The sequence below is a fragment of the Roseateles hydrophilus genome (assembly GCF_026712245.1).
Lineage (GTDB): Bacteria > Pseudomonadota > Gammaproteobacteria > Burkholderiales > Burkholderiaceae_C > Pelomonas > Pelomonas hydrophilus.
Genome location: NZ_JAPPUY010000002.1, coordinates 835907 through 860481, shown reverse-complemented (window position 1 = coordinate 860481; position 24575 = coordinate 835907). Strand labels below are relative to the sequence as shown.

Here is a 24575-nt window from a genome sequence, read left to right as displayed (position 1 = left end):
TGTGCCTGCCGGAGCGCAGTGGCCGCTGGCCACTGCGCGGTCCCGACTGGACTTGCGGGCGTTCAGCCACGCAAGGCCAGGCGAGGGGCTCATCAATGCCGGAAGTGGCGAACGCCGGTCAGCACCATCGCGATGCCGCGCTCGTTGGCGGCGGCAATCACTTCGTCGTCGCGCATCGAGCCACCCGGCTGGATGACGCAGGTGGCGCCGGCATCGGCCAGCACGTCCAGGCCGTCGCGGAACGGGAAGAAGGCGTCGCTGGCGACAGCCGAACCCGCCAGCGTCAGGCCAGCGTGGCCGGCCTTGATGGACGCGATGCGGGCCGAGTCCAGGCGGCTCATCTGGCCGGCGCCGACGCCCAGCGTCATGCCGCCGCCGCAGAAGACGATGGCGTTGCTCTTCACGTACTGGGCCACGGTCCAGGCGAACATCAGGTCGTCGAGCTGCTGCTCGGTGGGCTTCAGCGTCGTGACGACCTTGAGGTCTTCGCGCTTCAGGAAATGGTTGTCGGCCGTCTGCACCAGCAGGCCCGAGCCGACGCGCTTGACGTCCTGCGCGTTGCGACCCTGGTCCCACGGACGGGCACCACCCGCCGGCAGCGCGATCTGCAGCAGGCGCACGTTGACCTTGCCCTTGAACACTTCCAGCGCCTCGGCGCTGAAGCTCGGCGCCATCAGCACTTCGACGAACTGCTTGACCACCAGCTGTGCCGCGGCGCCATCCAGCTCGCGGTTGAACGCGATGATGCCGCCGAAGGCGCTGGTGGGGTCGGTCTTGAAGGCCTTGCTGTAGGCCTCGGCCGGGTTCACGCCCACGGCCACGCCGCAGGGGTTGGCATGCTTGACGATGACGCAGGCCGGCGTGTCGAAGCTCTTCACGCATTCCCACGCGGCGTCGGCGTCGGCGATGTTGTTGTACGACAGCTCCTTGCCTTGCAGCTGCTTGCCCGTGACCAGCGAGCCGGGCGCGGGGAACAGGTCGCGGTAGAGCGCGGCGGTCTGGTGCGAGTTCTCGCCGTAGCGCAGGTCCTGCACCTTCACGAACGTCGAGTTCATCTGCGCGGGGTACTCAGCCTTGGCGCCGTCGTCCTGCAGGGCCGACAGGTAGTTGCTGATGGCGGCGTCGTACTGCGCGATGCGGTTGAACGCGGCCACGCTGCAGGCGAAGCGGGTCTTGTCGCTGGTCTTGCCGTGGGCCTTCAGCTCCTCCAGCACGGCGTCGTACTGGGCCGCGTCGGTCAGCACCGTCACGTCCTTCCAGTTCTTGGCCGCGCTGCGCACCATGGCCGGGCCGCCGATGTCGATGTTCTCGATGGCGTCTTCCAGCGTGCAGCCGGGCTTGGCGACGGTCGCTTCGAACGGGTAGAGGTTGACGGCCAGGATGTCGATGCGCGTGATGCCGTGCTTCTCCATCGCGGCCACGTGCTCGGCCGTGTCACCACGAGCCAGCAGCCCGCCGTGGATCTTGGGGTGCAGCGTCTTCACGCGGCCGTCCATCATTTCGGGGAAGCCGGTGTGCTCGGCCACTTCCGTGACGGGCAGGCCAGCGTCGGCCAGCAGCTTGGCGGTGCCGCCAGTGGACAGCAGCTTGGTGCCCAGCGCGTGCAGCGCCTGGGCGAATTCGAGGATGCCGGTCTTGTCGGAAACCGAGAGGAGTGCGGTGAGGGCCATGGAGGTCTCGCAGTTCAGAGGAGGTTGTGATCGGTCAGCTTGCGGCGCAGCGTGTTGCGGTTGATGCCCAGCCACTCCGCCGCCTTGCTCTGGTTGCCGCCGGCCTCGCGCATGACGATCTCCAGCAGCGGCTTCTCCACCAGCTTGATCAGCATCTCGTGCATCGAGTGCGGCTCCTGGCCGTCGAGGTCGCGGAAGAAGGCTTCGAGGTTGTCGCGCACGCAGGCGTCGATGGGATTGGGCGGTGGATTGTTCTTCTGGGCACTCATGACAGGAGTGGTGTGTTCAAGCCGCGCAGGCTTCGTCGGCCTGCGCTTCTTCATCGTCGATGGCTGCCGCGGTGGCAGGCAGCCGCTCATGGGTCTGGCCGAGTTCGTCGAACCAGTCGCGGAGCGCTTGCAACTGCTGCTCGCAGCGCTCCAGGGTGTTCATGTGCTGGCGGAAGGCCTCGCCGCCCGGCAGGCCGCGCACGGCCCAGCCGATGTGCTTGCGGGCGCTGCGCACGCCGCTGAGTTCGCCATACAGGCCGTAGTGGTCGTGCAGGTGCTCGGTGAGCACGTCGCGCGCCTCGGTGACGGTGGGCGCGGGCAGGTGCTCGCCCGTCGCCAGGAAATGCGACACCTCGCGGAAGATCCACGGGCGGCCCTGCGCAGCGCGGCCGATCATGACGGCATCCGCCCGCGTGTAGGCCAGCACGTCGCGGGCCTTCTCGGGCGAATCGACATCGCCGTTGGCAACCACGGGAATGGCCAGTGCCGCCTTCACGGCCGCGATGGTGTCGTACTCGGCCAGGCCCTTGTAGCCCTGCTCACGCGTGCGGCCGTGGATGGTCAGCATCGCGATGCCGGCGGCCTCAAACAGCCGCGCCAACTGCAGCGCGTTGCGTTCGTCGGCACTCCAGCCGGTGCGCATCTTGAGCGTTACCGGCACCCCACGCGGCGCGCACACGGCCACGACGGCCTCGACGATCTCCAGCGCCAGCGCCTCATTGCGCATCAGCGCCGAACCGGCCCACTTGTTGCACACCTTCTTGGCCGGGCAGCCCATGTTGATGTCGATGATCTGCGCGCCGCGGTCGATGTTGTAGGCGGCAGCCTCGGCCATCATGGCGGCATCGGTGCCGGCAATCTGCACCGCAATCGGGCCCGGCTCGCCGGTGTGGTCCGCGCGGCGCGAGGTCTTCAGGCTGCCCCACAACTCCTTGCGCGAGGTCACCATCTCGCTGACCGCGTAGCCGGCGCCCAGGCGGCGGCAAAGCTGACGAAAGGGCCGGTCCGTCACCCCCGCCATCGGCGCCACGAAGAGCCGGTTGGGGAGGAGGTGGGGGCCGATTTGCACGAAGGTCTGCTCAAAAAAGAGGCGAGATTGTAGCCATCGGGGTGGGCGGCAGCCGTTGACAATGCCGGCATGGAAGCTTGGCTCAGCCAATTCGTCAGCGCGCTGCTCGGCGCGCTGGCCCTGCCGCAGGTCGGGCTGGTGGCGGTGTTCATCGTCGCCTTCATCTCGGCCACGCTGCTACCCATGGGCTCGGAGCCGGCGGTGTTCCTCGTCGTCAAGGCCGACCCCGGCATGTTCTGGCCCGCCATCGCCGTGGCCACGGTCGGCAATACGCTGGGCGGCGTCGTGTCATGGTGGATGGGCTATGGCGCGGAGCGCGCCGTCGAGGCGGTCCAGCAACGCACGCCGGCTCATCCGCGCGCGATGCGCTGGCTGCAGCGCTTCGGCCCCAAAGCCTGTCTGCTGAGCTGGCTGCCCGTCGTGGGCGACCCGCTGTGCGCCGTGGCGGGCTGGCTCAAACTGCCGTTCTGGCCCTGCGTCGGCTACATGGCCGTGGGCAAGTTCCTGCGCTTCCTGTTCTACACCGCCGCCTTGTTGTGGCTTGTTCCCGAAAGCTGGTTCTCATGACCTCTGCCTACCAAGACCTGGCCGCGCGACAGCAACGCCTGCACCGCCTGGCCCACCTGCAGTCCATCGCCCAGTGGGACCAGGCCGCCAACATGCCCGCCAAGGGCAACGAGGCGCGCAGCCTGGCGCTGGCCGAGATGGACGGCCTGCTGCACCAGCTGGCCACCGACCCCGCGCTCGCCGGCCTGCTGGACGCCGCCGCCACGGAGCCGCTGGACGACACGCAGCGCGCCAACCTGCGCGAGATCCGCCGCGCCTGGCGCGCCGCCAACGCGCTGCCGCAGGCGCTGGTGGAGGCCAAGAGCCTGGCCAACAACCGCTGCGAGCACGCCTGGCGCGCGCAGCGCCCCGCCAACGACTGGGCCGGCTTTGCGCCCAACCTGCGCGAGGTGCTGGCCCTCGCGCGCCAGGAGGCGGAGTGCCTGTCGCAGAGCGCCGGCCTCGCCAGGTACGACGCGCTGCTGGACCAGTACGAGCCGGGCATGCGCAGTGCCGAAGTCGAGCAGGCCTTTGCGCCGCTGCGGCAGTGGCTGCCGGGGCTGATCCGCGACGTCACCGCCCAGCAGTCGCGCCAGACCGTCATCCAGCCCGTGGGCCCCTTCCCCACCGCCGCACAGAAGGCACTGGGCCTGGACGCGATGCGGCTGATGGGCTTCGACTTCGACGCCGGCCGGCTGGACGAGAGCACGCACCCCTTCTGCGGCGGCGTGCCCGAGGACGTGCGCATGACGACGCGCTACCGCGAGGATGACTTCCTGCCCGCGCTGATGGGCGTCATCCACGAGACCGGCCACGGCCGCTACGAGCAGGGCCTGCCGCGCGGGCTGCTGGGCCAGCCCATCGCCCGCGCGCGCTCCATGGGCATCCACGAGAGCCAGAGCCTGTCCTTCGAGATGCAGCTAGGCAGCCACCCGGCCTTCGCCGGCTTGCTGGCGCCGCTGCTGGTGAAGCACTTCGGCGACCAGCCCGCCTTCGAGCCCGGCAACCTGCACAAGCTGCTGACGCGCGTGGCGCCGGGCTTCATCCGCGTGGACGCCGACGAGGTGACCTACCCCGCCCACGTCCTGCTGCGCTTCGACATCGAACGCGCACTCATCGAGGGCGACGCCGAAGTGGACGACATCCCGGCGCTGTGGGACGCCAAGATGGCCGCGCTGCTGGGCCTGGACACGCGCGGCAACTTCAAGGACGGCCCCATGCAGGACGTGCACTGGCCCGCCGGCCTGTTCGGTTACTTCCCCTGCTACACACTGGGCGCGATGTACGCCGCGCAGTGGTTCGCGACGATGCGCGCGCAGCAGCCCGACCTGGATGCGCGCATCGCCCGCGGTGAACTGGGCGGCGTGTTCGACTGGCTGCAGACGCATGTGTGGCAAGCCGCGAGCCGCTGGGAGACGCCCGAGCTGGTAAAGCGCGCCAGCGGCGAAGCGCTGAACCCCACGCATTTCGAGGCCCATCTGCGCAGCCGCTACCTCGCCAGCTGAACGCCTTCGCGCTGAAAAAAAGGGCCGCCCTGCGGGGCGGCCCAAGTTCGGTTCGAAAGTTCTCTCTGTCATGCCGACCACTGCGCTTCCCCGGCCCCCCGGCCATCTCCGCGCGTGGCACCCGGTCACATGTGGTCTGCCGGGCTGGGCCGCCGCATCGCTGCGACAGGCTTGACGGCATTCTGGGCAGGTCCGCGTCGACTGGCATCCCCGCAAGCCCAGGGGGCGCACGAGCGCCGCGTGACGGGCGTCACAGCATCAGCACCAGCCGTTCCAGGAACAGCACGCCGAAGAAGCCCAGGCCAGCCACCAACGTCCACTTGACGATGACGACACCCAGCTGCCGCCAGCGCGGCTGACGCGTGGCGATGGACAGTGCAAAACAAAGGATGGCCGCGAACAGCAGCAGGCCGATGACGAGGCGGGCAATCAGCATGGCGCTGCCCCGCTCACCACGCTGGCGCCAGCTCGGCGAAGCCCTTGGGCGCGGCCTTGGCGTCTTCGAAGGTGACGATCTCGTAGGCCTCTTCGTCGGCCAGCAGCGCGCGCAACAGCTTGTTGTTCAGCGCATGGCCGCCCTTGAAGGACGTGTACGCCGCCAGCAGCGGCATGCCGGCCACGTGCATGTCGCCGATGGCGTCCAGGATCTTGTGCTTCACGAACTCGTCGTCGTAGCGCAGGCCGTCGGCGTTCAGCACCTTGTAGTCGTCCACGACGATGGCGTTGTCCATCGAGCCGCCCAGCGTCAGGCCACGGGAGCGCATCAGGTCGATGTCGGCCGTCATGCCGAAGGTGCGCGCGCGCGCGATGTCCTTCTTGTAGGCGCCCGAACCCATGTCGAACACGTACTGGCTGCCGGTGGCCGCCACGGCCGGGTTGTCGAACTCGATCTCGAAGCTCAGCGTGTAGCCGTGGTGCGGCACCAGCCGGGCCCACATCAGCTTCTTGCCCTCGCCCTGGCGCACCTCGACGGGCTTCTTCACCTTCAGGAAGCGCTTGGCGCCGTCCTGCATCGCGATGCCGGCGGATTGCAGCAGGAACACGAAGCTGGCGGCCGAGCCGTCCAGCACGGGCACCTCGTCGGCGTTGATGTCGACGTAGAGGTTGTCCAGCCCCAGGCCGGCGCAGGCCGACAGCAGGTGCTCGATGGTCTGCACCTTGGGGCCACCGGGGTCGCCGCCGGGGCTGATGGTGGTCGCCATGCGCGTGTCGCTGACCGAGTGGACGCTGACCGGGATGTCCACGGGCGGGCACAGGTCCACGCGGCGGAACACGATGCCGGTGTCCATGGGCGCCGGGCGCAGCGTCAGCTCGACCTTCTGGCCGCTGTGGATGCCCACGCCGACGGCGCGCGTGATGGACTTCAGGGTGCGTTGCTTGACCATGTCAGTGGCGCCCGACCGCCCGAAGGCACTGACGCGCCCCCGCGGGGGGCAGTGAGCGAAGCGAGCGTGGGGGCTGGTTCATACACCGGGATTGTCCCAGCATCAGGCGCTGCCTCGGCGCTCCACGGGCAATCGCAGCGATAGCCGGGTGCCATGGCCCGGCGAGGAATCGACGCGCAGCTTGCCGCCCAGCGCCTGGGCGCGCTTGATCTGGCTTTTCAGGCCGCGGCCGTGCTGGATGGTCTGCAGATCGAAGCCGGCGCCGTCGTCCTCCACGCGAATCTCGACGTAGCTGCCGTGGTGGCGCGTGACCATGCGCACGCGGCTGGCGCGGGCATGCTTGAGCACGTTGTTCAGCGCTTCCTGCATCAGCCGCAGCACATGCAGTGCATCGGGCGGCTCCAGCCAGGGCAGCGGCGGCAGGTCCTGCACGTCCCAGTCCAGCTTCAGGCCGCCGATCTGCAGCCGCTTGCCCAGGCGGTAGCGCATGGTGGCCAGCAACGACACCAGGTCGTGGCCCACGGGTTCCAACGAGTCGATGACCAGCCGCAGGTCGTCCACGCACTCGCGCAGCACTTCGACGACCTTCTCGTGCGACATGCTGCCCTGCTCCACGGCCACCAACGCCGACAGCAGCGACGAGCCCAGGCCGTCGTGCATGTCGGCCATGATGCGCTGGCGCTCCAGCAGCAGGGCCTGCTGGCGCTCGGCCTCGCGCAGCTGCGCGTTCTGCGCTTGCAGCACCGAGACCTGCTCGTCCAGGTCTTCCTGCAACTGGCTGTTCTCGGCCTGCACCTGCTCGACCGTGCCCACGTAGCGACGCTGCACGGCATGCAGGAAGCTGAGCATGACGGCCAGCGTCGCAAACGGCAGCCCGAAGAAATGCTCGGGCCAGGCCCAGCCGGCCAGCACGGCCAGGTCGTGCCCGCCTACCGCCACCGCGCCGAACATAGCCAGCACCATCACACGCAGCTCCGTGCAGCGCTCGCGCCAGGCCAGCACGGCCAGCCAGCCCGTGCCGATGGCGGCGACGGCTGCCGTCACGCCGTACTGCAACACCACCATGTCGACCTGGCGCAGCCACAGCGGCATGCTGACCACGCTGACCAGCACCACCGCCGCCACCAGCCCGCGCTCCAGCAGCCGCGCACGGCGGCGCGCAAAGCGCAGTGCGAACAGCAGCGCGGTCAGCATGACCCAGGCCAGCGAGGCGTGCGTGGCCCACCAGAACCAGTCCTGCCCCGTTGTCGATGCCGGCTGGCTGACGTAGTAATGCAGGTTGCGCACCATCCACGACAGCGCCACCAGCGCGAAAAGCCCGTAGATGGCCTCGTCACGGCGCCGCAGCCACAGCGTCAGCGCGAACGCGCCCAGCACCACCAGCGTCAGGCTGACGGCCTGCGGCAGGCCGGTCTGCATGCGCACCCGCCACTGCCAGCGTTTCTCCAGCACCTCGCGCGGCCCCACCCACAGGCGCGACACGGCGTGGTAGCTGCCCGCCGGCACGGGCAAGGCGACGACGATGTCCAGCCCCTGCGCTCCCGGGCCGGGCAGCGGCAGCCACAAGGGCTGCACCCATTGCTCGCGCTCTGCGTGCTGGTTGTCGAGCAGCAACCGCCAACCGCCGTCGGGCGTGCGCGCCAGCACGGCGGCCGACAGCGTCACCAACCGTGGCACATACAGCGCCTGCGGCTCGTCCACGCCAGCCGGCACCTGCACGCGGTACCAGCGCATCTCGTAGCCACGGCCGTCAGGCACGACGGCCGCACCGGGCCGCGTGCGCACGTCGGGCATGGCGATGGGCCGCCAGGCCGTGGCGGCCTCGGGCGGCAAGAGGTCGGCCGGCAGATTCAGGCGATCCGTCGCCGCGACGGCTTGGCGGCGCAACGAGACCCACCACGCCTCCAACTGCTCGCGGCTCCAGGGCGTGGTGGCCACCTCAGCTGGCGCTGCGACATCGGCCGCATGGCTGGGCTCGGGCTGAGGCAGGCGCTGGGCCAAAGCCGGCATGCACAGGCACAGCGCCAGCCAAAGAAGCCAACCACGCAACAGGCCGCGGCATTCAGACATCCGCGCGATCTCCAGGCTTGGACATGGGCCGCGAGCATACGGCCTGCCGCCGAGCGGCCCGCCCGGCGTCAGAAGGCAAAAGGGCGAGCCTCGAGGCCCGCCCTTGCTGGCTGGTTCGCAGACCGCGCTCAGTCAGCCTGCTTGCGCAGGAAGGCCGGGATCTCGATCTCGTCCATGCCGTTGGACGACAGCGCTTCCACCTTGGCAGCGGCGCTGCCCGAGCGGCCGTGGCGCCACACGCTGGGCACGTTGGCGTTGGCGAAGTCGCCCAAGCCCAGGCCCACATTGGCCTGCGCGGCGGTCGGCAGCGACGACTGACCCATCGCGACAGCCTGCGTCAGCACGGGCATGGCCATGCCGTCAGTGCCGTTGCGCACCATCTGCTGGGTCTGCACCACTTGCAGCGGCGCAGCCTGGCGGGCACGGTTGGCCGTCAGGCCGGTGGCGATCACGGTCACTCGCAGGGCGTCGCCCAGGCTCTCGTCGTACGCGGCGCCGTAGATCACATGCGCGTCTTCCGAGGCGTAACGCTTGATCGCGTTCATCGCGTTCTTGGACTCGCTCAGCTTGAAGTTGGCGCGGCTGGCTGCCATCAGCACCAGCACACCGCGCGCGCCGGACAGGTCAATACCCTCCAGCAGCGGGCAGGCAATGGCGGCCTCGGCGGCCTTGGCGGCGCGATCCGGGCCCGTGGCCTGGGCCGCGCCCATCATCGCGCGGCCCGGCTCGCTCATGATGGTCTTGACGTCTTCGAAGTCGACGTTGACCAGGCCCGGCAGGTGGATGATCTCGGAAATGCCGCCAACAGCGTTCTTCAGCACGTCATTGGCATGCGCGAAAGCCTGATCTTGCGTGACGTCGTCACCCAGCACGTCCAGCAGCTTGTCGTTCAGCACGACGATCAGCGAGTCGACATTGGCTTCCAACTCAGCCAGGCCGGCGTCAGCAGCCTTCAGGCGACGGCCACCCTCGAAATCGAACGGCTTGGTGACCACGCCCACCGTCAGGATGCCCATCTCCTTGGCCACGCGGGCAATAACCGGTGCGGCGCCCGTGCCGGTACCGCCGCCCATGCCGGCGGTGATGAACAGCATATTGGCGCCCGCGATGGATTCGCGGATGCGGGATTCCGCTTCCTCGGCGGCGGCCTTGCCCATTTCGGGTTTGGCGCCAGCACCCAGGCCGGTGGCGCCGAGTTGCAGCAATTGGTCAGCCTTGGAGCGGTTCAGTGCCTGCGCATCGGTATTCGCACAGATGAATTCAACCCCTTGCACGCCCTGGGCGATCATGTGGTCCACAGCGTTGCCGCCGCCACCACCAACACCGATCACCTTGATTTGGGTGCCTTGGTCAAACTCTTCGATCATCTCGATGGGCATATGAAACCTCCTAACTGGTGCAATTGTGCCGTGGCACTCAATGAATGACTAGTTGCTGAAACAACTTTTTCGTGGTGGAGCGTGGTTTTTGGGGGTCAAAAATTCCCCATGAACCAATCCTTGACACGCCCCAGCAGGGTTTGCACGGAGCCGGCCTGCTGCGCGGCCTTGAAACCCCGGTTGCGCGACAGCCGGGCCTCCTCCAGCAATCCCATGACAGTGGCCGAACGCGGATTGGCCACCATGTCGAAAAGCGCGCCGGAATAGGTCGGCAGGCCGCGACGAACGGGTTTCAGGAAAATGTCCTCGGCGAGTTCCACCATGCCGGGCATGACCGCCGAGCCGCCCGTCAGCACGATGCCGCTGGACAGCAATTCCTCGTACCCGCTTTCGCGGATGACCTGGTGCACGAGCGAGAAAATCTCCTCGACGCGCGGCTCGATGACGCCGGCCAGCGCCTGCTTGGACAGCATGCGCGGGCTGCGATCCCCCAGCCCGGGCACCTCCACCTGATCGGCCGGGTCGGCCAGCAACTGCTTGGCGACGCCATACTCGACCTTGATTTCCTCGGCATCCTTGGTCGGCGTGCGCAAGGCCATCGCGATGTCGGAGGTGATCAGGTCGCCAGCGATGGGTATCACGGCGGTATGGCGGATGGAGCCGCCGGTGAATATGGCGACGTCCGTCGTGCCGGCGCCGATATCCACCAGCGCCACGCCCAGGTCGCGTTCGTCGGCGGTCAGCGCCGCGTGGCTGGAAGCGCTCGGGTTCAAAACCAGCTGATCCACCTCCAAACCACAGCGCCGCACGCACTTGACGATGTTTTCGGCAGCACTTTGGGCGCCGGTCACGATATGGACCTTGACCTCCAACCGGCCACCGCTCATGCCGATGGGTTCCTTGACCTCATGGCCGTCGATGACAAATTCCTGCGGCTCGACCAGCAGCAGGCGCTGATCGTTCGGAATATTGATGGCCTTGGCGGTTTCGACGACGCGGGTCACGTCGACCGGCGTGACCTCCTTGTCGCGCACGATGACCATGCCGGTGGAGTTCTGGCCGCGGATATGGCTGCCGGTGATCCCCGTGTAAACCCGCGATATTTTGCAGTCGGCCATCATTTCGGCCTCTTTCAAGGCCTGCTGGATGGACTGCACGGTCGCGTCAATATTGACGACCACGCCGCGCTTGAGCCCGTGCGACGGCGCCACGCCGAGGCCGGCGATGCGCAATTCGCCGTTCGGCAAAACCTCGGCCACCACCGCCATGATCTTGGCGGTGCCGATATCCAGTCCAACGACCAAATCCTTGTATTCCTTGGCCATGTCCGTCCTCAGCGCTTTCTAATTACGGGTTTACCCGTGGTTTCTGTCGTCGTCACGCCGCGCAGCCTGACCGCGTAGCCGTCGGCGTGGCGCAGATCGGCGGCCTGCAGCGGGCTGCGATAGGTGCCGGTGACCTGCGTGATGGTGTGGGCGAAGCGTCCGAAACGCTGCACGACGTCGGCGTCCGCGCCCCGCCCCAGTTCGATGACGGCACCGCTGCCCAGCGTGGCGCGCCAGGAGCCGCGGCCGGAGAGGTCCAGCCGTTCGATGCTGTCGCCCAGTTGGCGGGCGGCCGGCGTCAGCGCGCGCCACATCGCCAGCATGCTGCCGGCGGCATGGGCCGGGCCGGCCAGCAGTGGCAGCGCCTCGTCTTCCACATCACCCAGGTTGGCGTGGAACACCTCGCCGAAGCTGTTCACCAGCGCCCGCTCGGTGCTCGCCTCGGTGGCCGCGTCGGCACCGTCGGCCCGCGCCTCCCAGTAGGCGGCCGCGCGGTGCTCCTCCAGCGTGACCTTGAGCCGCATCGGCCAGACGCGGGTCAGCTGCGCCTGCCGCACCCAGGGCACGGCCTCGAAGGCGCGGCGCCCCTCGGCCAGGTTCATGCTGAGGAAGGAGCCCTGCAGCCGCGGCAGCGCATTGGCGCGCAGCGAGGCCACGCTGTTGCGGCTCACATCGCCCTCCACCTGCACGGCGCGCAGGTTGAACACCGGCAGGCGCACCACCCAGCGCAGCGCCGCCCAGGCCGCCGTCACCAGCAACGCCGCAACCAGCAGCGCCGACACCGCATTCATCAGGCGGACGTCGGGCGGCAGGGCAGCAGCGGTGGCGACAGCGTTGCGCATGTGGCGGCTCAGCGGCGGTCGAGCCGTGCCTGGGCCAGCAGCCACAGGCACAGTTGCGGGTAGGCAATGCCCACGGCCTGCGCGGCCTTGGGCACCAGCGAGTGCGAGGTCATGCCCGGGCTGGTGTTCATCTCCAGCAGGAAGGGCTTCATGTCGGCCTTGCGCAGCATCAGGTCGGCGCGGCCCCAACCGCGGCAGCCCAGCAGGCGGTAGGCCTTGAGCACCAGCTGCTGGATGTCGGCTTCGAGTGCGGCGGGCAGCGTGCCGAACAGGTACTGGGTGTCGTTGGACACGTACTTGTTCTCGTAGCTGTAGTCGCCGCCCGCCGCGCGGATCTCGACGACCGGCAGCGCCACGGCCGACTCGCCCTGGCCCAGCACGGCGCAGGTGACCTCGGGGCCGTCGATGCACTGCTCGAACAGCAGCTCGTCGTCGAAGCCCAGCGCCAGGTCAACAGCGCCCTGCATGTCGGAGTAGCCGACGGCCTTGGTGATGCCGATGCTGCTGCCCTCGTGCGGCGGCTTGACGATGACGGGCAGGCCCAGTTCGTCCGGGATCTGGCGGATGCGCTCGCGCGTCAGCTCGGCGCGGGTGAGTGCCAGGTAGGGCGGTGTCGGCAGGCCTTCGGTGCCCCAGACGCGCTTGGTCATGGTCTTGTCCATCGCGACGCCGGAGGCCGTCACGCCGGAGCCGGTGTACGGGATGCCCAGCCACTCCAGCGCGCCCTGCAGCGTGCCGTCCTCGCCGCCACGGCCGTGCAGCGCGATGAAGGCGCGGTCGAAGCCCTCGGCCTGCAGCGCCTGCAGCGGGCGCTCGGCGGGGTCGAAGGCATGGGCGTCGACGCCGACGGCGCGCAGCGCATCGAGCACGCCGTTGCCGCTCATCAGCGACACCGGCCGCTCAGCGCTGCTGCCGCCGAACAGCACCGCCACCTTGCCCAGCGCGGCGGCGTCGATGTTCAGGTCAATCGGCGGGGTGCTCATGCCGAAGCTCCTTGGTGGAAATGCGCCGCCACCAGGCGCGGCAGCGCGCTCATGGAACCCGCGCCCATGCCGATGACGACATCGCCATCGCGCGTCAGCGCGGCCAGCGCGGCCGGCATGTCGGCGACCGTCGCTACGAAGTTGGGCGTGCCGACCGCCTGCGCCAGCGCCGTGCCGGTGGCCCCGGCGATGGGCGCCTCGCCGGCCGAGTACACCTCGGTCAGCAGCACGACATCAGCGCCTTGCATCACGCGCACGAAGTCATGGAAGCAATCGCGCGTGCGGGTGTAGCGGTGCGGCTGGAAGGCCAGCACCAGGCGCTGGCCCGGGTAGGCGCCGCGCGCGGCCGACAGCACGGCGGCCATCTCGACCGGGTGATGGCCGTAGTCGTCGATCAGCGTGAAACGGCCGCCATCGGCGGCGGGCCACTGGCCATGCCGCTCAAAGCGCCGGCCCACGCCGGAGAAATGCGCCAGCCCCTTCTGGATGGCGACGTCATCGCAGTCCAGTTCCGTCGCGATGGCGATGGCAGCGAGGGCGTTGCGCACGTTGTGCTCGCCGGCCAGGTTCAGCAGCACATCCAGATCGGCCAGGCCTTCGCGCTGGCATGTGAACCGCATCTGCGCGCCAGGCAGCGCCTGCACATCCACGGCCCGCACGCTGACGCCCTCGGACAGGCCGTAGCTGACCACCGGCCGCTCGATGCGGCCGAGGATGGCGCGCACGCCAGGATCGTCGGCACAGACCACGGCGGCGCCGTAGAAGGGCATGCGGTGCACGAACTCCACGAAAGCGTCGTGCAGCTTCTGGACCGAATGGCCATAGGTGTCCATGTGGTCTTCGTCGATGTTGGTGACGACGGCCAGCACAGGGCTGAGCTTCAGGAAGGAGGCATCGCTCTCATCCGCCTCGACGACGATGAACTCGCCCTGCCCCAGCCGCGAGTTGGCACCGGCCGCATTGAGCTTGCCGCCGATGACGAAGGTCGGATCCAGGCCCGCCTCGACAAGGATGGCCGTGACCAGCGAGGTCGTCGTCGTCTTGCCATGCGTGCCGGCGATGGCGATGCCGCGGCGCAGCCGCATCAGCTCGGCCAGCATGACGGCGCGCGGCACGACCGGGATCTGGCGGCCACGGGCGGCCTGCACCTCGGGGTTGTCCGCCGCCACCGCCGTGCTCGTCACCAGCGCCTGCGCGTCGCCGATGTGCGGCGCCGCATGGCCGATCTCCACGCGCAGGCCCAGCGAGCGCAGCCGCTCGGTCGTCGCGCTCTCGGCCGCGTCCGACCCGCTGACCGTGAAGCCGAGGTTGTGCAGGATCTCGGCGATGCCGCTCATGCCGGCGCCGCCGATGCCCACGAAATGCAGTCGTTGAACCGCGTGCTTCACTTCAACATTCCTTCGATTTCATCCGCCACGCGGGCGGCGGCGCGGGGCCGGGCCAGGGAGCGGGCCTTTTCGGCCATGGCCAGCAGGGCCGGGCGGTCCAGGCCGCTGAGCAGCTCATGCAGCTTCTGCGGCGTCAGGTCTTGCTGCGGCAGGTGAATGGCGGCGCCGTGCTGGGTCATGAAGATGGCGTTGTCGCGCTGGTGCGAGGTGGTGCTCACCACCAGCGGCACCAGCACCGCCGCGCAGCCGGCGGCGCACAGCTCGCTGACCGTGATGGCGCCCGCGCGGCAGACGACGACATCGGCCCAGGCCAGCGCGGCCGCCATGTCGTCGATGAAGGGCCGCACCTCGGCCGACAGGCCGGCGTCGCTGTAGGCCTGCCAGACGGCGCCCAGGTGATCCTGCCCCGCCTGATGCAGCACCTGCGGGCGCTGCTCGGCCGGCCACAGCGCCAGCGCCTGCGGCACGGCCTGGTTGATGGCACGCGCGCCCAGCGAACCGCCCAGCACCAGCAGGCGCAACGGGCCCTGCGTGCGGGCCGGGTCGGCCATGCGCTCGGCCGGCAGCGGCAGCGCCTCGATCTCGGCGCGCACCGGGTTGCCGCTGACGATGGCGCCCGGCGTGGACGCCGCGGCCACCCCATCAAAGCCGAAGGCCAGGCGGCGTGCGAACGGCTTGAGCACCGCGTTGCTCTTCAGCATGGCCGCGTCGGCGTTCACCAGCATCAGCGGCCGGCCGCTGAACGCCGCGGCCAGGCCCGCCGGCACGCAGACATAGCCGCCCATGCCCAGCACGGCCGTCGCGCGGCGCTGCTCGTACACGCGGCGCGCCGCGCCCAGCGACTTGAAGAAGCCGACGAGGCCGCGCAGCGTGTGCTTCAAGCCCTTGCCGCGCAGGCCGGCGAACGGCAGCGCATCGATCTCCAGGCCACGGGCCGGCACCAGCCGGTTCTCCATGCCCTGCGGCGTGCCGATCCAGGACACGGTCCAGCCGCGGCGCTGCATCTCCTCGGCCACGGCGAGGCCAGGGATGACATGGCCGCCCGTGCCGGCCGCCATCACCACCAAGTGCTTGTCGCTCATGCGCGGCCTCCTCGCATCATTTGCCTGTTCTCCAGGTCGATGCGCAGCACGACGGCGAGCGCCACACAGTTCATCAGGATGGCCGAACCGCCGAAGCTCAGCAGCGGCAGCGTCAGGCCCTTGGTGGGCAGCGCGCCCAGGTTCACGCCCATGTTGATGAAGGCCTGGCCGCCCAGCCAGATGCCGATGCCCTGGGCATACAGGCCCGCGAACACGCGGTCCAGCGCGATGGCCTGGCGGCCGATCAGGAAGCAGCGCCGCGTGAGCCAGAAGAAGGCCACGATGACGACGGCCACGCCGATGAAGCCCAGCTCCTCGCCGATGACGGCGAGCAGGAAGTCGGTGTGCGCCTCGGGCAGGTAGTGCAGCTTCTCGACGCTGCTGCCCAGGCCCTGGCCGAACCACTCGCCACGGCCGAAGGCGATGAGGCTGTGCGTCAGCTGGTAGGCCTTGCCCTGGGCGTACTTCTCGTCCCAGGGGTTGAGGTAGGCAAAGATGCGCTCGCGGCGGAAGTCGCTGAGCGTGATCATCAGCACGAAGGCGCCCACCAGCACCAGCGTGATGAGCAGGAACATGCGGCCGTTGACGCCGCCCAGGAACAGCACGCTCATCGCGATGGCCGCGATGACGAGGAAGGCGCCCATGTCCGGCTCGGCCAGCAGCAGCACGCCGACAAAGGCCAGCGAAATGGCCATGGGCGTCACCGCCTGGAAGAAGTTCTCCCGCGCGTCCATCTTGCGCATCATGTAGTTGGCCGCGTACAGCGCGATGCCGAACTTGGCCAGCTCCGAGGGCTGGAAGTTCATGACCCCCAGCGGGATCCAGCGTCGTGCGCCGTAGACCACCTTGCCGACGCCCGGGATCAGCACCAGCACCAGCAGCACCAGCGACACGACGAACACCCACGGCGCCCAGCGCTCCCACACCGCGACCGGGATCTGCACGGTGATGAGCGCCGCAATCAGCGCGAAGCTGATGGCCACCAGATGGCGGGTCAGGAAGTGCGTGGGCAGGTACTTGGCGAAGCGCGGGTTGTCCGGCAGCGCGATGGAGGCCGAATAGACCATCAGCAGGCCGAAGGCCATCAGCGCGATCACCACCCACACCAGCGTGATGTCGAAGCCCTGCAGCTGCGTGGGCCGGCCGGCGGATGTGGACACCCAGTCGCGCACGGGCACGCTCGCGTCGTCGCCCTCGCGCTTGCGCAAGGACTGCAGCCGCGCGAGCACGCTGCCCAGCGCGGCTTTCACCGAGGTCCCGGCCTGCCCCATGCTCACAGCGCGACACCCCGCTCGTCGGCCAGCTGCTGCACCGTGACCACGAAGACCTCGGCGCGGTGCGCGTAGTTGCGGAACATGTCCAGGCTGGCGCAGGCCGGGCTCAGCAGCACGCTGTCGCCCCCTTGCGCCTGCGCCAGGCACCAGGCGGTGGCGGCTTCCAGTGTGTCGTGGCGCTGCTGCGGCACGCCCGTGTGCGCGAGCGCGGCCGCGATCTGCGGCGCGTCCCGGCCGATCAGCGCGACGGCGCGGGCATGGCGGGCCACGCCGTCGGCCAGCGGCGCGAAGTCCTGGCCCTTGCCGTCACCGCCGAGGATGAGCACCAGCTTGGCCGGCGCGCGGTCCGCGCCCAGACCGGAGATGGCGGCCACGGTGGCGCCGACGTTGGTGCCCTTGCTGTCATCAAAGAACTCGATGCCGTCGATGCTGCCCACCGGCTCCACGCGGTGCGGTTCGCCGCGGTACTCGCGCAGGCCGTGCAGCATGGGCGCCAGCTCGCAGCCGGCGGCGGTGGCCAGCGCCAGCGCGGCCAGCGCGTTGGCTGCGTTGTGGCGGCCGCGCACGCGCAGCGCGTCGGCGGGCATCAGGCGCTGGATGACCAGCGGCTCGGCCTCCTCGCCACGCTTGCGCTTGACGGTGGGGTCCAGCTCGCGGGCGCGCACCAGCCAGGCCAGACCGCCCTCGTCCACCAGGCCGAAGTCGCCGGGTGCTGTCGGCGCATTGAGGCCGAAGCGCACCACGCGGCGCGACACCGTGCGACCGGGCTTGCCGCGCGTGCCCTTCACGAACACAGGCTGCGGCACCAGGCCTTCGACCTCGGCGTCGTCGCGGTTGGCGACGATGACCGTGGGGCAGTCCATGCCAGCACCGAACACGCGCGCCTTGGCGCGACCGTAGGCGGCCATGTCGCCATGCCAGTCGAGGTGGTCCTGCGTCAGGTTCAGCACGGCGCCGGCTGTGGGCGCGAAGTGGTTCACGCCGTCCAGCTGGAAGCTCGACAACTCCAGCACCCAGACCTCGGGCAGCGTCTCGAACACCGGGCCGCGCGGCGGCGGCAGCGCGATGGGCAGCGGCGTGTCTTCGTCGGGCAGCACGGCGGGCACCGCGTCGTCCACGGGGGCGTCGTCCTCGACGGGCAGGTCGTCGACCTCAGCGGCCACGACCTCTTCCGGCGTCGGCACCGGCGCGGGGTCAGGCTCCTGCGCCAGCGCCTCGGTCAGCGTGTCCATCAGCGTCGGGCCGATGTTGCCGGCGATGGCCACGCGCTTGCCGGCGCGCTCGACGAGCAGGCCGGTCATGCAGGTCGTCGTCGTCTTGCCGTTGGTGCCGGTGATGGCCAGCACGGCCGGCGCATAGCCATGCTGGGCCTTCAGTGCGGCGAGCGCGTCGGCGAACAGGTCCAGCTCGCCGCGCACGGCGGGGCCGTGCTCGTAGACAGCCTTCAGGCGCTCATCGAGCGGCGACAGCCCCGGACTCTTCAGCACGGCGTTGAAGCCCGCGGCTGTCTCGGCCGTCAACTCGCCGGTGATGAAGGCGGCCGTGTCGCCCAGGGCGCCGAGCTGCGGCGGCTGGGCGCGCGAATCCCACACGGTGACCTGCGCCCCGAAGCGCGCACACCAGCGGGCCATCGCGAGACCGGAGTCCCCGAGGCCCAGCACGAGCACGCGCTGATCCAGGAGTTGCGGCAGGTCCAGCTTCATGTGCTCACCGCAGCTTCAGGCTGGCCAGGCCAATGAGGCACAGCAGCATGGTGATGATCCAGAAGCGGATGACGACCTGGGTCTCGTTCCAGCCGCTCTTCTCGAAGTGGTGGTGCAGCGGCGCCATCTTGAAGATGCGCCGGCCCTCGCCGTAGCGCTTCTTCGTGAACTTGAACCAGCTGACCTGGATCATCACGGAGAGCACTTCGGCCACGAAGATGCCGCCCATGATGCCCAGCACGATCTCCTGGCGCGTGATGACGGCCAGCGTGCCCAGGCCGCCGCCCAGCGCCAGCGCGCCGACGTCGCCCATGAAGACCTGCGCCGGGTGCGCGTTGAACCACAGGAAGGCCAGGCCCGCGCCGGCCATTGCGGCGCAGAAGATCAGCAACTCGCCAGCGCCCGGGATGTAGGGCAGCAGCAGGTACTTGGCGAACACCGACGAGCCCGTCAGGTAGGCAAACAAGCCCAGCGCCGAGCCCACCAGCACCACCGGCATGATGGCCAGGCCGTCCAGCCCGTCGGTGAAATTCACCGCATTGCTGGTGCCGACGATGACGAAGAAGGACAGCGCGACAAAGCCCCACACGCCCAGGGGCATGGAGATGGTCTTGAAGAACGGGATCAGCAGGTCGGCCTTGGGCGGCAGCTCGGTCGAGAAACCGCTGCTCACCCAGCGGAAGAACAGCTCCACGACGCCGAGGAAGGAGGTCTCGGACACGCTGAACGCGAGGTACAGCGACGCCACCAGGCCGATGAGGCTTTGCCAGAAGAACTTCTCGCGGCTCTTCATGCCCTCGGGGTTCTTGTCGACGACCTTGCGCCAGTCGTCCACCCAGCCGATGGCGCCAAAGCCCATGGTCACGAGCATGACCACCCAGACGAAGCGGTTGCTCCAGTCGAACCACAGCAGCGTGGACACGCCGATGCCGATCAGGATGAGCACGCCGCCCATGGTGGGCGTACCGCTCTTGGCCAGGTGGGCCTGCACGCCGTAGCTGCGCACGGGCTGGCCGATCTTCATCGCGGTGAGGCTGCGGATGACCCACGGGCCGAAGGCCAGGCCGATCAGCAGCGCCGTCATGGCAGCCATCACCGCACGGAAGGTGATGTAGTTGAACAGGCGCAGAAAGCCCAGGTCGGGGTAGAGGCCCTGCAGCCATTGGGCGAGGCTAAGCAGCATGCGGGCGGCCTCCGTCTTGTGCGGTTTGCAGTGCAGCGACCACGTGTTCCATCTTCATGAAGCGCGAGCCCTTGACCAGGGTCTGGGCCGCGTCGGGTTGTTCGTTCAGCGCCGCGATGAGCGCGGCCGTGTTGTCGAAGGCGCGTGCGTTCGGGCCATAGGCCGCGGCCGCGTCGCGGGCGGCTGTGCCGGCCGTCCAGAGATGCGCGATGCCGCGCTCGGCCGCGTAGGCCCCCACCTCGCGATGGAAGGCCGGGCCGTCATTGCCGACCTCGCCCATGTCGCCCAGCACCAGCCAGCTGTCGCCCGGCAGCGCGGCCAGCACGTCGATGGCGGCACGCACGCTGTCGGGGTTGGCGTTGTAGCTGTCGTCGATGAGCGTGCGGCCGCGCGCGTCGCGCTTGAGCTCGCTGCGGCCCTTGACGGCGCGGAAGTCCTCCAGCCCCTGCTGGATGGCCGACAGTGGCGCACCGGCCGCCAGCGCGCAGGCGGCGGCGGCCAGCGCATTGCGCACGTTGTGCTCGCCAGCCATGTGCAGCGCCACCGGCACGGTGCCGGCCGGCGTGTGCAATTCGAGCGCCCAATGCTCGCCCTGCCAGCGCGCGTCGGCCGTGACGTCGGCCGCGCCGCGCAGCGCGAAGGTCAGGTGCGGGCGGCTGCCGGCCAGCTCATACCAGATGGGCGCGCAGGCGTCCTCGGCCGGGAACACGGCGCAGCCGCTGGGCGGCAGGGCCTGCAGCACCGCGCCGTTCTCGCGCGCCACCGCCTCGACCGTGGCCATGAACTCCTGGTGCTCGCGTTGCGCGTTGTTGACCAGGGCGACGGTGGGCGCCGTCATCGCGGCCAGCGGCGCGATCTCGCCGGGGTGATTCATGCCCAGCTCGACAACGGCCGCGCGGTGGCTGCGCTCGTCGTCATGGCGCAGGCGCATGAGCGTGAGCGGCACACCGATGTCGTTGTTGTAGTTGCCTTGCGTGGCCAGCGCGTCATCGCCCACCCAGGCGCGCAGGATGCTGGCGACCATCTGCGTGGTCGTCGTCTTGCCGTTGGAGCCGGTGACGGCGATGACGGGAATCGTGTGCTGGCGGCGCCACGCCGCCGCGAGCTGCCCCAACGCGGCCTTGGCATCCGGCACCAGCAGGCCGGGCAGGCCGGCCTCAAGCAGCCCGCGTTCGGCCAGTGCGGCAACGGCGCCGGACTGCCTGGCCTGCGCCAGGAAGTCGTTCGCATCGAAGCGCTCGCCGCGCAGCGCGACGAACAGGTCGCCGGTCTGCAGCGTGCGCGTGTCGCTGTGCACGCGGGCGAAGGCGGTCGCGCCGTCGCCCACCAGCGTGGAGCCGGGCAACAGCGCTTGCGCTTCAGCGAGCGTGAGGAAGAAGCTCACAGCCCCGCCCTTTCAAGCAGCGCTGCGCGCGCCTCGGCCACATCGGAGAAGGGACGGCGCACACCGTGCACCTCCTGGTAGTCCTCATGGCCCTTGCCGGCGATGAGCACGATGTCGCGCGCACCCGCCTCGGCGATGGCCACGCGGATGGCCTCCTCGCGGGCCTCGATAACGGTGGCGGACGGCGCGCCGGCCGTGATGGCGGCCAGGATGCGCGCCGGCTCCTCGGTGCGCGGGTTGTCGGTCGTCACGACGACGCGGCCCGCCAGCCGGGCGGCGATGGCGCCCATCAGCGGGCGCTTCGCGCCGTCGCGGTCGCCGCCGCAGCCAAACACGCAGACGAGCTCGCCGCCACGCGCCTGGGCCATGCCTTGCAGCGCCGACAGCGCCTTGTCCAGCGCGTCGGGCGTGTGCGCGTAGTCGACGACGACCTGCGGCAGCTCGCGGCCGTTGCCCACGCGCTGCATGCGGCCGGGCACCGGCGTCACACGGGCCAGCGCGCGCGCCACGTCGGCCAGCGCATGGCCCTGGGCGCGCAGCGCACCGGCCACACCCAGCAGGTTGGCAGCGTTGTAGTCGCCGATCAGCGTGGTCTGCACGGGCAGCGCGTCGGCGCCTTCATGAAGGCTGAAGGCCAGGCCGTCACTGGTGTAGTGCAGGCCGCGCGCCGTGAGCCGCGCATCCTGGCGCTCGACGCCGGTGGTCCACACATCAAGCGCGCCCAGTTCGGCAGCCAGCGCGTCGCCCTTGGGGTCGTCCAGATTGATGACCGCCGCGCGCAGGCCGGGGAAGCTGAACAGCGCCCGCTTGGCCGCCCAGTAGGCGTCCATGTCGCCGTGGTAGTCGAGGTGGTCCTGCGTGAAATTGGTGAACACCGCCACGCGCACCGCGGTGCCGGCCAGGCGCTTCTCGACGATGCCGATGGAACTGGCCTCGATGGCGCAGGCGGCAAAGGCCTCTTGCCGCATGCGGGCGAAGGCGGCCTGCAGCAGCACGGGGTCGGGGGTGGTCAGGCCGTTGTAGTCCAGGCGCGGCGGCTCGCCCACGCCCAGCGTGCCGACAACGCCGCAGCGCTTGCCCAACTGGGCCGAAGCCTGCGCGATCCACCAGGCCGACGAGGTCTTGCCGTTGGTGCCGGTGACGGCGATGACGTCCAGCGTGTCGGTCGGCGCGCCGAAGAAGGCGGCAGCGATGTCGCCGGTGCGCGCCTTCAGCCCCGGCAGGGAGGCGACGCGTGCGTCCACGAAGCCGAAGCGATCGACATCGTCGTCCTCCACCAGGCAGGTGGCCGCACCGGCGGCGAGCGCGGCGGCCACGTACTCACGGCCGTCGCGCGCATAGCCGGGCCAGGCGATGAAGGCGTCACCGGGCTGAACCTGGCGGCTGTCGGTGCGCAGCGTGCCGGTGCACCATTCGGCCAGCCAGCGGGCCGCCGCCTCGGGGCTCTTCAGGCGCGTCAACATCAGAAACTCTCCTCGACCGGCACGGCCTTTTGGTTGGCGACGATCTGGCTCTTCACGTCCAGGTCGGGCTGCACGCCCAGCAGGCGCAGCGTCTGCGCGGTGACCTGGCTGAACACCGGGCCGGCCACGGCGCCGCCGTAATAGACCCCGGCCGTGGGCTCGTCGACCATGACGGCCACGACGATGCGCGGCTTGTTGATGGGCGCCAGGCCCACGAACCACGAGCGGTACTTGTTGACGTAGCCACGGCCCTCCTGCTTGTGGGCCGTGCCGCTCTTGCCGCCCACGCTGTAACCGGGCACCTGCGCCAGACGCGCGGTACCGGCCGGGCCGGCGGCGTCCTGCAGCATGCTGCGCAGTTCGCGCGTGACCTCGGGGCTGAACACGCGGATGCCGGCCACCGGGTGGTCGTGCGGCTGGCGCAGCATGCTGACGGGAATGATCTCGCCGTCGCGCGCGAACACGGTGTAGGCCCGCGCCAGCTGGAACAGCGAGGCCGACAGGCCGTAGCCGTAGCTCATCGTGGCCTGCTCGATGGGGCGCCAGGTCTTGTAGGGACGCAGCTTGCCGCTCACGGCGCCGGGGAAGCTGATCTGCGGCCGCTGGCCCAGGCCGATGGCCGTGAACATCTCGTGCATCTCGCGCGCCGGCATCTGCATGGCGAGCTTGGTCGTGCCGATGTTGCTGGACATCTGGATGACCTCGTGCACGGTGATGAGGCCGTGCGGCTTGGTGTCGCTGATGACGGCGCCCTGGAAGGGGTACTTGCCGTTGCCGGTGTCCACCAGCGTGCGCGCCGTGACACGGCCGGTCTCCATCGCCAAGCCGGCGATGAAGGGCTTCATCGTCGAGCCGGGCTCGAACACGTCGGTCAGCGCGCGGTTGCGCAGCTGGTCGCCGGTGAGGTTCTGGCGGTTGCCGGGGTCGTAGCTCGGGAAGTTGGCCAGCGCCAGCACCTCGCCGGTCTGCACGTCCAGCACGACGACGGAGCCGGCCTTGGCCTTGTTGGCGGCCACCGCGTCGCGGATGCGCTGGTAGGCGAAGAACTGCACCTTGGAGTCCACGGCCAGGTCCACATCGCGGCCGTTGGCGGCGGGCACGATGTCGCCGATATCCTCGACGACGCGGCCCAGCCGGTCGCGCACGACGGAGCGCGAGCCGTCACGGCCCTGCAGTTCCTTCTGAAACGCGAGCTCGATGCCTTCCTGGCCCTTGTCCTCGACATTGGTGAAGCCGACGACATGCGCCGCCGCCTCACCCTCGGGGTATTTGCGGCGGTACTCGCGGTCCTGGAAGATCCCCTTCAGACCGATGGCCTTGACCTTGGCGGCGGTCTCGTCATCCGCCAGCCGTTTGAGCCACACGAAGCGCGACTCGGGGTTGAGCTTGGCCTGCAGTTCCTTGGGCGTGATGCCCAGCACCTGCGCCAGCTGCTGGCGCTTGGCCGGGTCGGCGTCCACTTCCTTCGGGATGGCCCAGATGGACGGCACGGCCACGCTGGCGGCCAGCACCTGGCCGCTGCGGTCGTTGATGCGCCCCCGGCTGGCCGGCAATTCCAGCGTGTGCGCGTAGCGCGCCTCGCCCTGCTTCTGGAAGAACTCGGTGTGCAGCACCTGCACATAGATGGCCCGGCCCAGCAGGCCGGCGAAAGCGAGGCCGACGAGGCCGACGAGAAAGCGTGAGCGCCACGGCGGCGTCTTGGACGCCAGCAGCGGGCTGGTGGAGTAATTGACCGCGCGGCCCGAGCCGAGCGCACGCGCGCTCGCCTTGGTGACCTTGCCGCCGCCCATCACCGCGCCACCCCCGACGCCACGACGGCCGGCGAGATCAAGCGCATGCCCAGGCGCTCGCGCGCGACCTGCTCGACGCGCAGGTTGGTCGCCTGTGCATGGCGCTCCGCCTTGAGCCGCTCGGCGTCAGCCGCCAGACGTTGGCCCTCGGCCTTGGCGCGCTCGCGCTCGGTGAACAACCGGCGCGACTCGTAGGCGGTGTGCACCAGCACGAGGCCGCTGGCCAGCACGGCGAGGATCAGCAGGAGGTTGATCTTGGCCACCG

21 protein-coding genes are annotated in these 24575 nt (G+C 69.6%); 2 read left to right on the top strand and 19 right to left on the bottom strand.

The features are described from left to right. Positions 1 to 92: 92 nt before the first annotated feature. Genes purH through dusB form a run of 3 tightly spaced genes read right to left on the bottom strand, consistent with a single transcriptional unit; the run spans position 93 to position 3008 of the window. The gene (gene purH / locus NYO99_RS10990) at positions 93 to 1670 is read right to left on the bottom strand and encodes a bifunctional phosphoribosylaminoimidazolecarboxamide formyltransferase/IMP cyclohydrolase (RefSeq protein ID WP_268167222.1); all 1578 of its coding nucleotides are present in this window, start codon (positions 1668 to 1670) and stop codon (positions 93 to 95) included. A gap of 14 nt (positions 1671 to 1684) precedes the next feature. Beyond that, complete coding sequence (locus tag NYO99_RS10985) at positions 1685 to 1939, bottom strand: helix-turn-helix domain-containing protein (RefSeq protein WP_268167221.1); 255 nt, start codon at positions 1937 to 1939, stop codon at positions 1685 to 1687. A 16-nt stretch (positions 1940 to 1955) separates the two neighbouring features. Continuing rightward, complete coding sequence (dusB, locus tag NYO99_RS10980; RefSeq protein ID WP_268167220.1) at positions 1956 to 3008, bottom strand: tRNA dihydrouridine synthase DusB; 1053 nt, start codon at positions 3006 to 3008, stop codon at positions 1956 to 1958. Positions 3009 to 3077: 69 nt separating this feature from the next. On the opposite strand from dusB, the gene NYO99_RS10975 reads away from it, so the two are divergent. Next, complete coding sequence (locus tag NYO99_RS10975; protein WP_268167219.1) at positions 3078 to 3575, top strand: YqaA family protein; 498 nt, start codon at positions 3078 to 3080, stop codon at positions 3573 to 3575. Further along, on the top strand, positions 3572 to 5059 hold the full coding sequence (locus NYO99_RS10970) for a carboxypeptidase M32 (protein WP_268167218.1): 1488 nt from the start codon (positions 3572 to 3574) through the stop codon (positions 5057 to 5059). The genes NYO99_RS10975 and NYO99_RS10970 overlap by 4 nt, the downstream gene beginning before the upstream one ends. A gap of 250 nt (positions 5060 to 5309) precedes the next feature. Here the strand turns inward: NYO99_RS10970 and NYO99_RS10965 are convergent, their stop codons facing one another. From NYO99_RS10965 to ftsL, 16 genes are all read right to left on the bottom strand, one after another. Beyond that, positions 5310 to 5495 (bottom strand): hypothetical protein, encoded by a 186-nt coding sequence (locus NYO99_RS10965; protein ID WP_268167217.1) that lies wholly within the window; start codon positions 5493 to 5495, stop codon positions 5310 to 5312. Positions 5496 to 5508: 13 nt separating this feature from the next. Beyond that, positions 5509 to 6444 (bottom strand): UDP-3-O-acyl-N-acetylglucosamine deacetylase, encoded by a 936-nt coding sequence (gene lpxC / locus NYO99_RS10960; protein ID WP_268167216.1) that lies wholly within the window; start codon positions 6442 to 6444, stop codon positions 5509 to 5511. Positions 6445 to 6546: 102 nt separating this feature from the next. Beyond that, positions 6547 to 8514, bottom strand: coding sequence for a sensor histidine kinase (locus NYO99_RS10955; RefSeq protein WP_268167215.1), 1968 nt, complete (start codon positions 8512 to 8514; stop codon positions 6547 to 6549). Positions 8515 to 8642: 128 nt separating this feature from the next. Continuing rightward, on the bottom strand, positions 8643 to 9893 hold the full coding sequence (gene ftsZ / locus NYO99_RS10950; RefSeq protein ID WP_268167214.1) for a cell division protein FtsZ: 1251 nt from the start codon (positions 9891 to 9893) through the stop codon (positions 8643 to 8645). Positions 9894 to 9988: 95 nt separating this feature from the next. Then, complete coding sequence (gene ftsA, locus NYO99_RS10945) at positions 9989 to 11218, bottom strand: cell division protein FtsA (protein ID WP_268167213.1); 1230 nt, start codon at positions 11216 to 11218, stop codon at positions 9989 to 9991. A gap of 8 nt (positions 11219 to 11226) precedes the next feature. Further along, complete coding sequence (locus tag NYO99_RS10940) at positions 11227 to 12060, bottom strand: cell division protein FtsQ/DivIB (protein ID WP_268167212.1); 834 nt, start codon at positions 12058 to 12060, stop codon at positions 11227 to 11229. 8 nt (positions 12061 to 12068) lie between these two features. Next, positions 12069 to 13043 (bottom strand): D-alanine--D-alanine ligase, encoded by a 975-nt coding sequence (locus NYO99_RS10935; protein WP_268167211.1) that lies wholly within the window; start codon positions 13041 to 13043, stop codon positions 12069 to 12071. Beyond that, a complete protein-coding gene (gene murC / locus NYO99_RS10930) occupies positions 13040 to 14431 on the bottom strand; it encodes a UDP-N-acetylmuramate--L-alanine ligase (protein WP_268167210.1) in 1392 nt (463 codons plus the stop codon). Before murC ends, NYO99_RS10935 begins: the two co-directional genes overlap by 4 nt. Further along, positions 14428 to 15513: an undecaprenyldiphospho-muramoylpentapeptide beta-N-acetylglucosaminyltransferase gene (gene murG / locus NYO99_RS10925; protein WP_268167209.1), complete on the bottom strand. Its 1086-nt coding sequence runs from the start codon at positions 15511 to 15513 to the stop codon at positions 14428 to 14430. Before murG ends, murC begins: the two co-directional genes overlap by 4 nt. Beyond that, positions 15510 to 16763 (bottom strand): putative lipid II flippase FtsW, encoded by a 1254-nt coding sequence (gene ftsW, locus NYO99_RS10920; RefSeq protein WP_422395490.1) that lies wholly within the window; start codon positions 16761 to 16763, stop codon positions 15510 to 15512. The genes murG and ftsW overlap by 4 nt, the downstream gene beginning before the upstream one ends. Before the next feature lie 23 nt (positions 16764 to 16786). Then, complete coding sequence (gene murD, locus NYO99_RS10915; RefSeq protein ID WP_268167208.1) at positions 16787 to 18490, bottom strand: UDP-N-acetylmuramoyl-L-alanine--D-glutamate ligase; 1704 nt, start codon at positions 18488 to 18490, stop codon at positions 16787 to 16789. 4 nt (positions 18491 to 18494) lie between these two features. Continuing rightward, entirely contained in the window at positions 18495 to 19673 is a 1179-nt protein-coding gene (mraY, locus tag NYO99_RS10910; protein ID WP_268167207.1) for a phospho-N-acetylmuramoyl-pentapeptide-transferase, read from the bottom strand. Next, positions 19663 to 21057 (bottom strand): UDP-N-acetylmuramoyl-tripeptide--D-alanyl-D-alanine ligase, encoded by a 1395-nt coding sequence (locus NYO99_RS10905; RefSeq protein WP_268167206.1) that lies wholly within the window; start codon positions 21055 to 21057, stop codon positions 19663 to 19665. The genes mraY and NYO99_RS10905 overlap by 11 nt, the downstream gene beginning before the upstream one ends. After that, positions 21054 to 22520: a UDP-N-acetylmuramoyl-L-alanyl-D-glutamate--2,6-diaminopimelate ligase gene (locus NYO99_RS10900; RefSeq protein ID WP_268167205.1), complete on the bottom strand. Its 1467-nt coding sequence runs from the start codon at positions 22518 to 22520 to the stop codon at positions 21054 to 21056. Before NYO99_RS10900 ends, NYO99_RS10905 begins: the two co-directional genes overlap by 4 nt. Further along, the gene (locus NYO99_RS10895; protein WP_268167204.1) at positions 22520 to 24310 is read right to left on the bottom strand and encodes a peptidoglycan D,D-transpeptidase FtsI family protein; all 1791 of its coding nucleotides are present in this window, start codon (positions 24308 to 24310) and stop codon (positions 22520 to 22522) included. Before NYO99_RS10895 ends, NYO99_RS10900 begins: the two co-directional genes overlap by 1 nt. Further along, entirely contained in the window at positions 24310 to 24573 is a 264-nt protein-coding gene (gene ftsL / locus NYO99_RS10890) for a cell division protein FtsL (RefSeq protein ID WP_268167203.1), read from the bottom strand. Before ftsL ends, NYO99_RS10895 begins: the two co-directional genes overlap by 1 nt. Positions 24574 to 24575 lie beyond the last annotated feature (2 nt).

What these genes read in the sequence shown, in the direction of transcription:
- NYO99_RS10970 (WP_268167218.1), top strand. Translation starts at nt 3,572, where the DNA reads ATGACCTCTGCCTACCAAGACCTGGCCGCGCGACAGCAACGCCTGCAC.
- NYO99_RS10955 (WP_268167215.1), bottom strand. Translation starts at nt 8,514, where the DNA reads ATGTCTGAATGCCGCGGCCTGTTGCGTGGTTGGCTTCTTTGGCTGGCG.
- NYO99_RS10900 (WP_268167205.1), bottom strand. Translation starts at nt 22,520, where the DNA reads ATGTTGACGCGCCTGAAGAGCCCCGAGGCGGCGGCCCGCTGGCTGGCC.
- NYO99_RS10985 (WP_268167221.1), bottom strand. Translation starts at nt 1,939, where the DNA reads ATGAGTGCCCAGAAGAACAATCCACCGCCCAATCCCATCGACGCCTGC.
- murD (WP_268167208.1), bottom strand. Translation starts at nt 18,490, where the DNA reads ATGAAGCTGGACCTGCCGCAACTCCTGGATCAGCGCGTGCTCGTGCTG.
- lpxC (WP_268167216.1), bottom strand. Translation starts at nt 6,444, where the DNA reads ATGGTCAAGCAACGCACCCTGAAGTCCATCACGCGCGCCGTCGGCGTG.
- NYO99_RS10965 (WP_268167217.1), bottom strand. Translation starts at nt 5,495, where the DNA reads ATGCTGATTGCCCGCCTCGTCATCGGCCTGCTGCTGTTCGCGGCCATC.
- mraY (WP_268167207.1), bottom strand. Translation starts at nt 19,673, where the DNA reads ATGCTGCTTAGCCTCGCCCAATGGCTGCAGGGCCTCTACCCCGACCTG.
- ftsA (WP_268167213.1), bottom strand. Translation starts at nt 11,218, where the DNA reads ATGGCCAAGGAATACAAGGATTTGGTCGTTGGACTGGATATCGGCACC.
- NYO99_RS10935 (WP_268167211.1), bottom strand. Translation starts at nt 13,043, where the DNA reads ATGAGCACCCCGCCGATTGACCTGAACATCGACGCCGCCGCGCTGGGC.
- purH (WP_268167222.1), bottom strand. Translation starts at nt 1,670, where the DNA reads ATGGCCCTCACCGCACTCCTCTCGGTTTCCGACAAGACCGGCATCCTC.
- NYO99_RS10940 (WP_268167212.1), bottom strand. Translation starts at nt 12,060, where the DNA reads ATGCGCAACGCTGTCGCCACCGCTGCTGCCCTGCCGCCCGACGTCCGC.
- ftsZ (WP_268167214.1), bottom strand. Translation starts at nt 9,893, where the DNA reads ATGCCCATCGAGATGATCGAAGAGTTTGACCAAGGCACCCAAATCAAG.
- NYO99_RS10975 (WP_268167219.1), top strand. Translation starts at nt 3,078, where the DNA reads ATGGAAGCTTGGCTCAGCCAATTCGTCAGCGCGCTGCTCGGCGCGCTG.
- NYO99_RS10895 (WP_268167204.1), bottom strand. Translation starts at nt 24,310, where the DNA reads ATGGGCGGCGGCAAGGTCACCAAGGCGAGCGCGCGTGCGCTCGGCTCG.
- murG (WP_268167209.1), bottom strand. Translation starts at nt 15,513, where the DNA reads ATGAGCGACAAGCACTTGGTGGTGATGGCGGCCGGCACGGGCGGCCAT.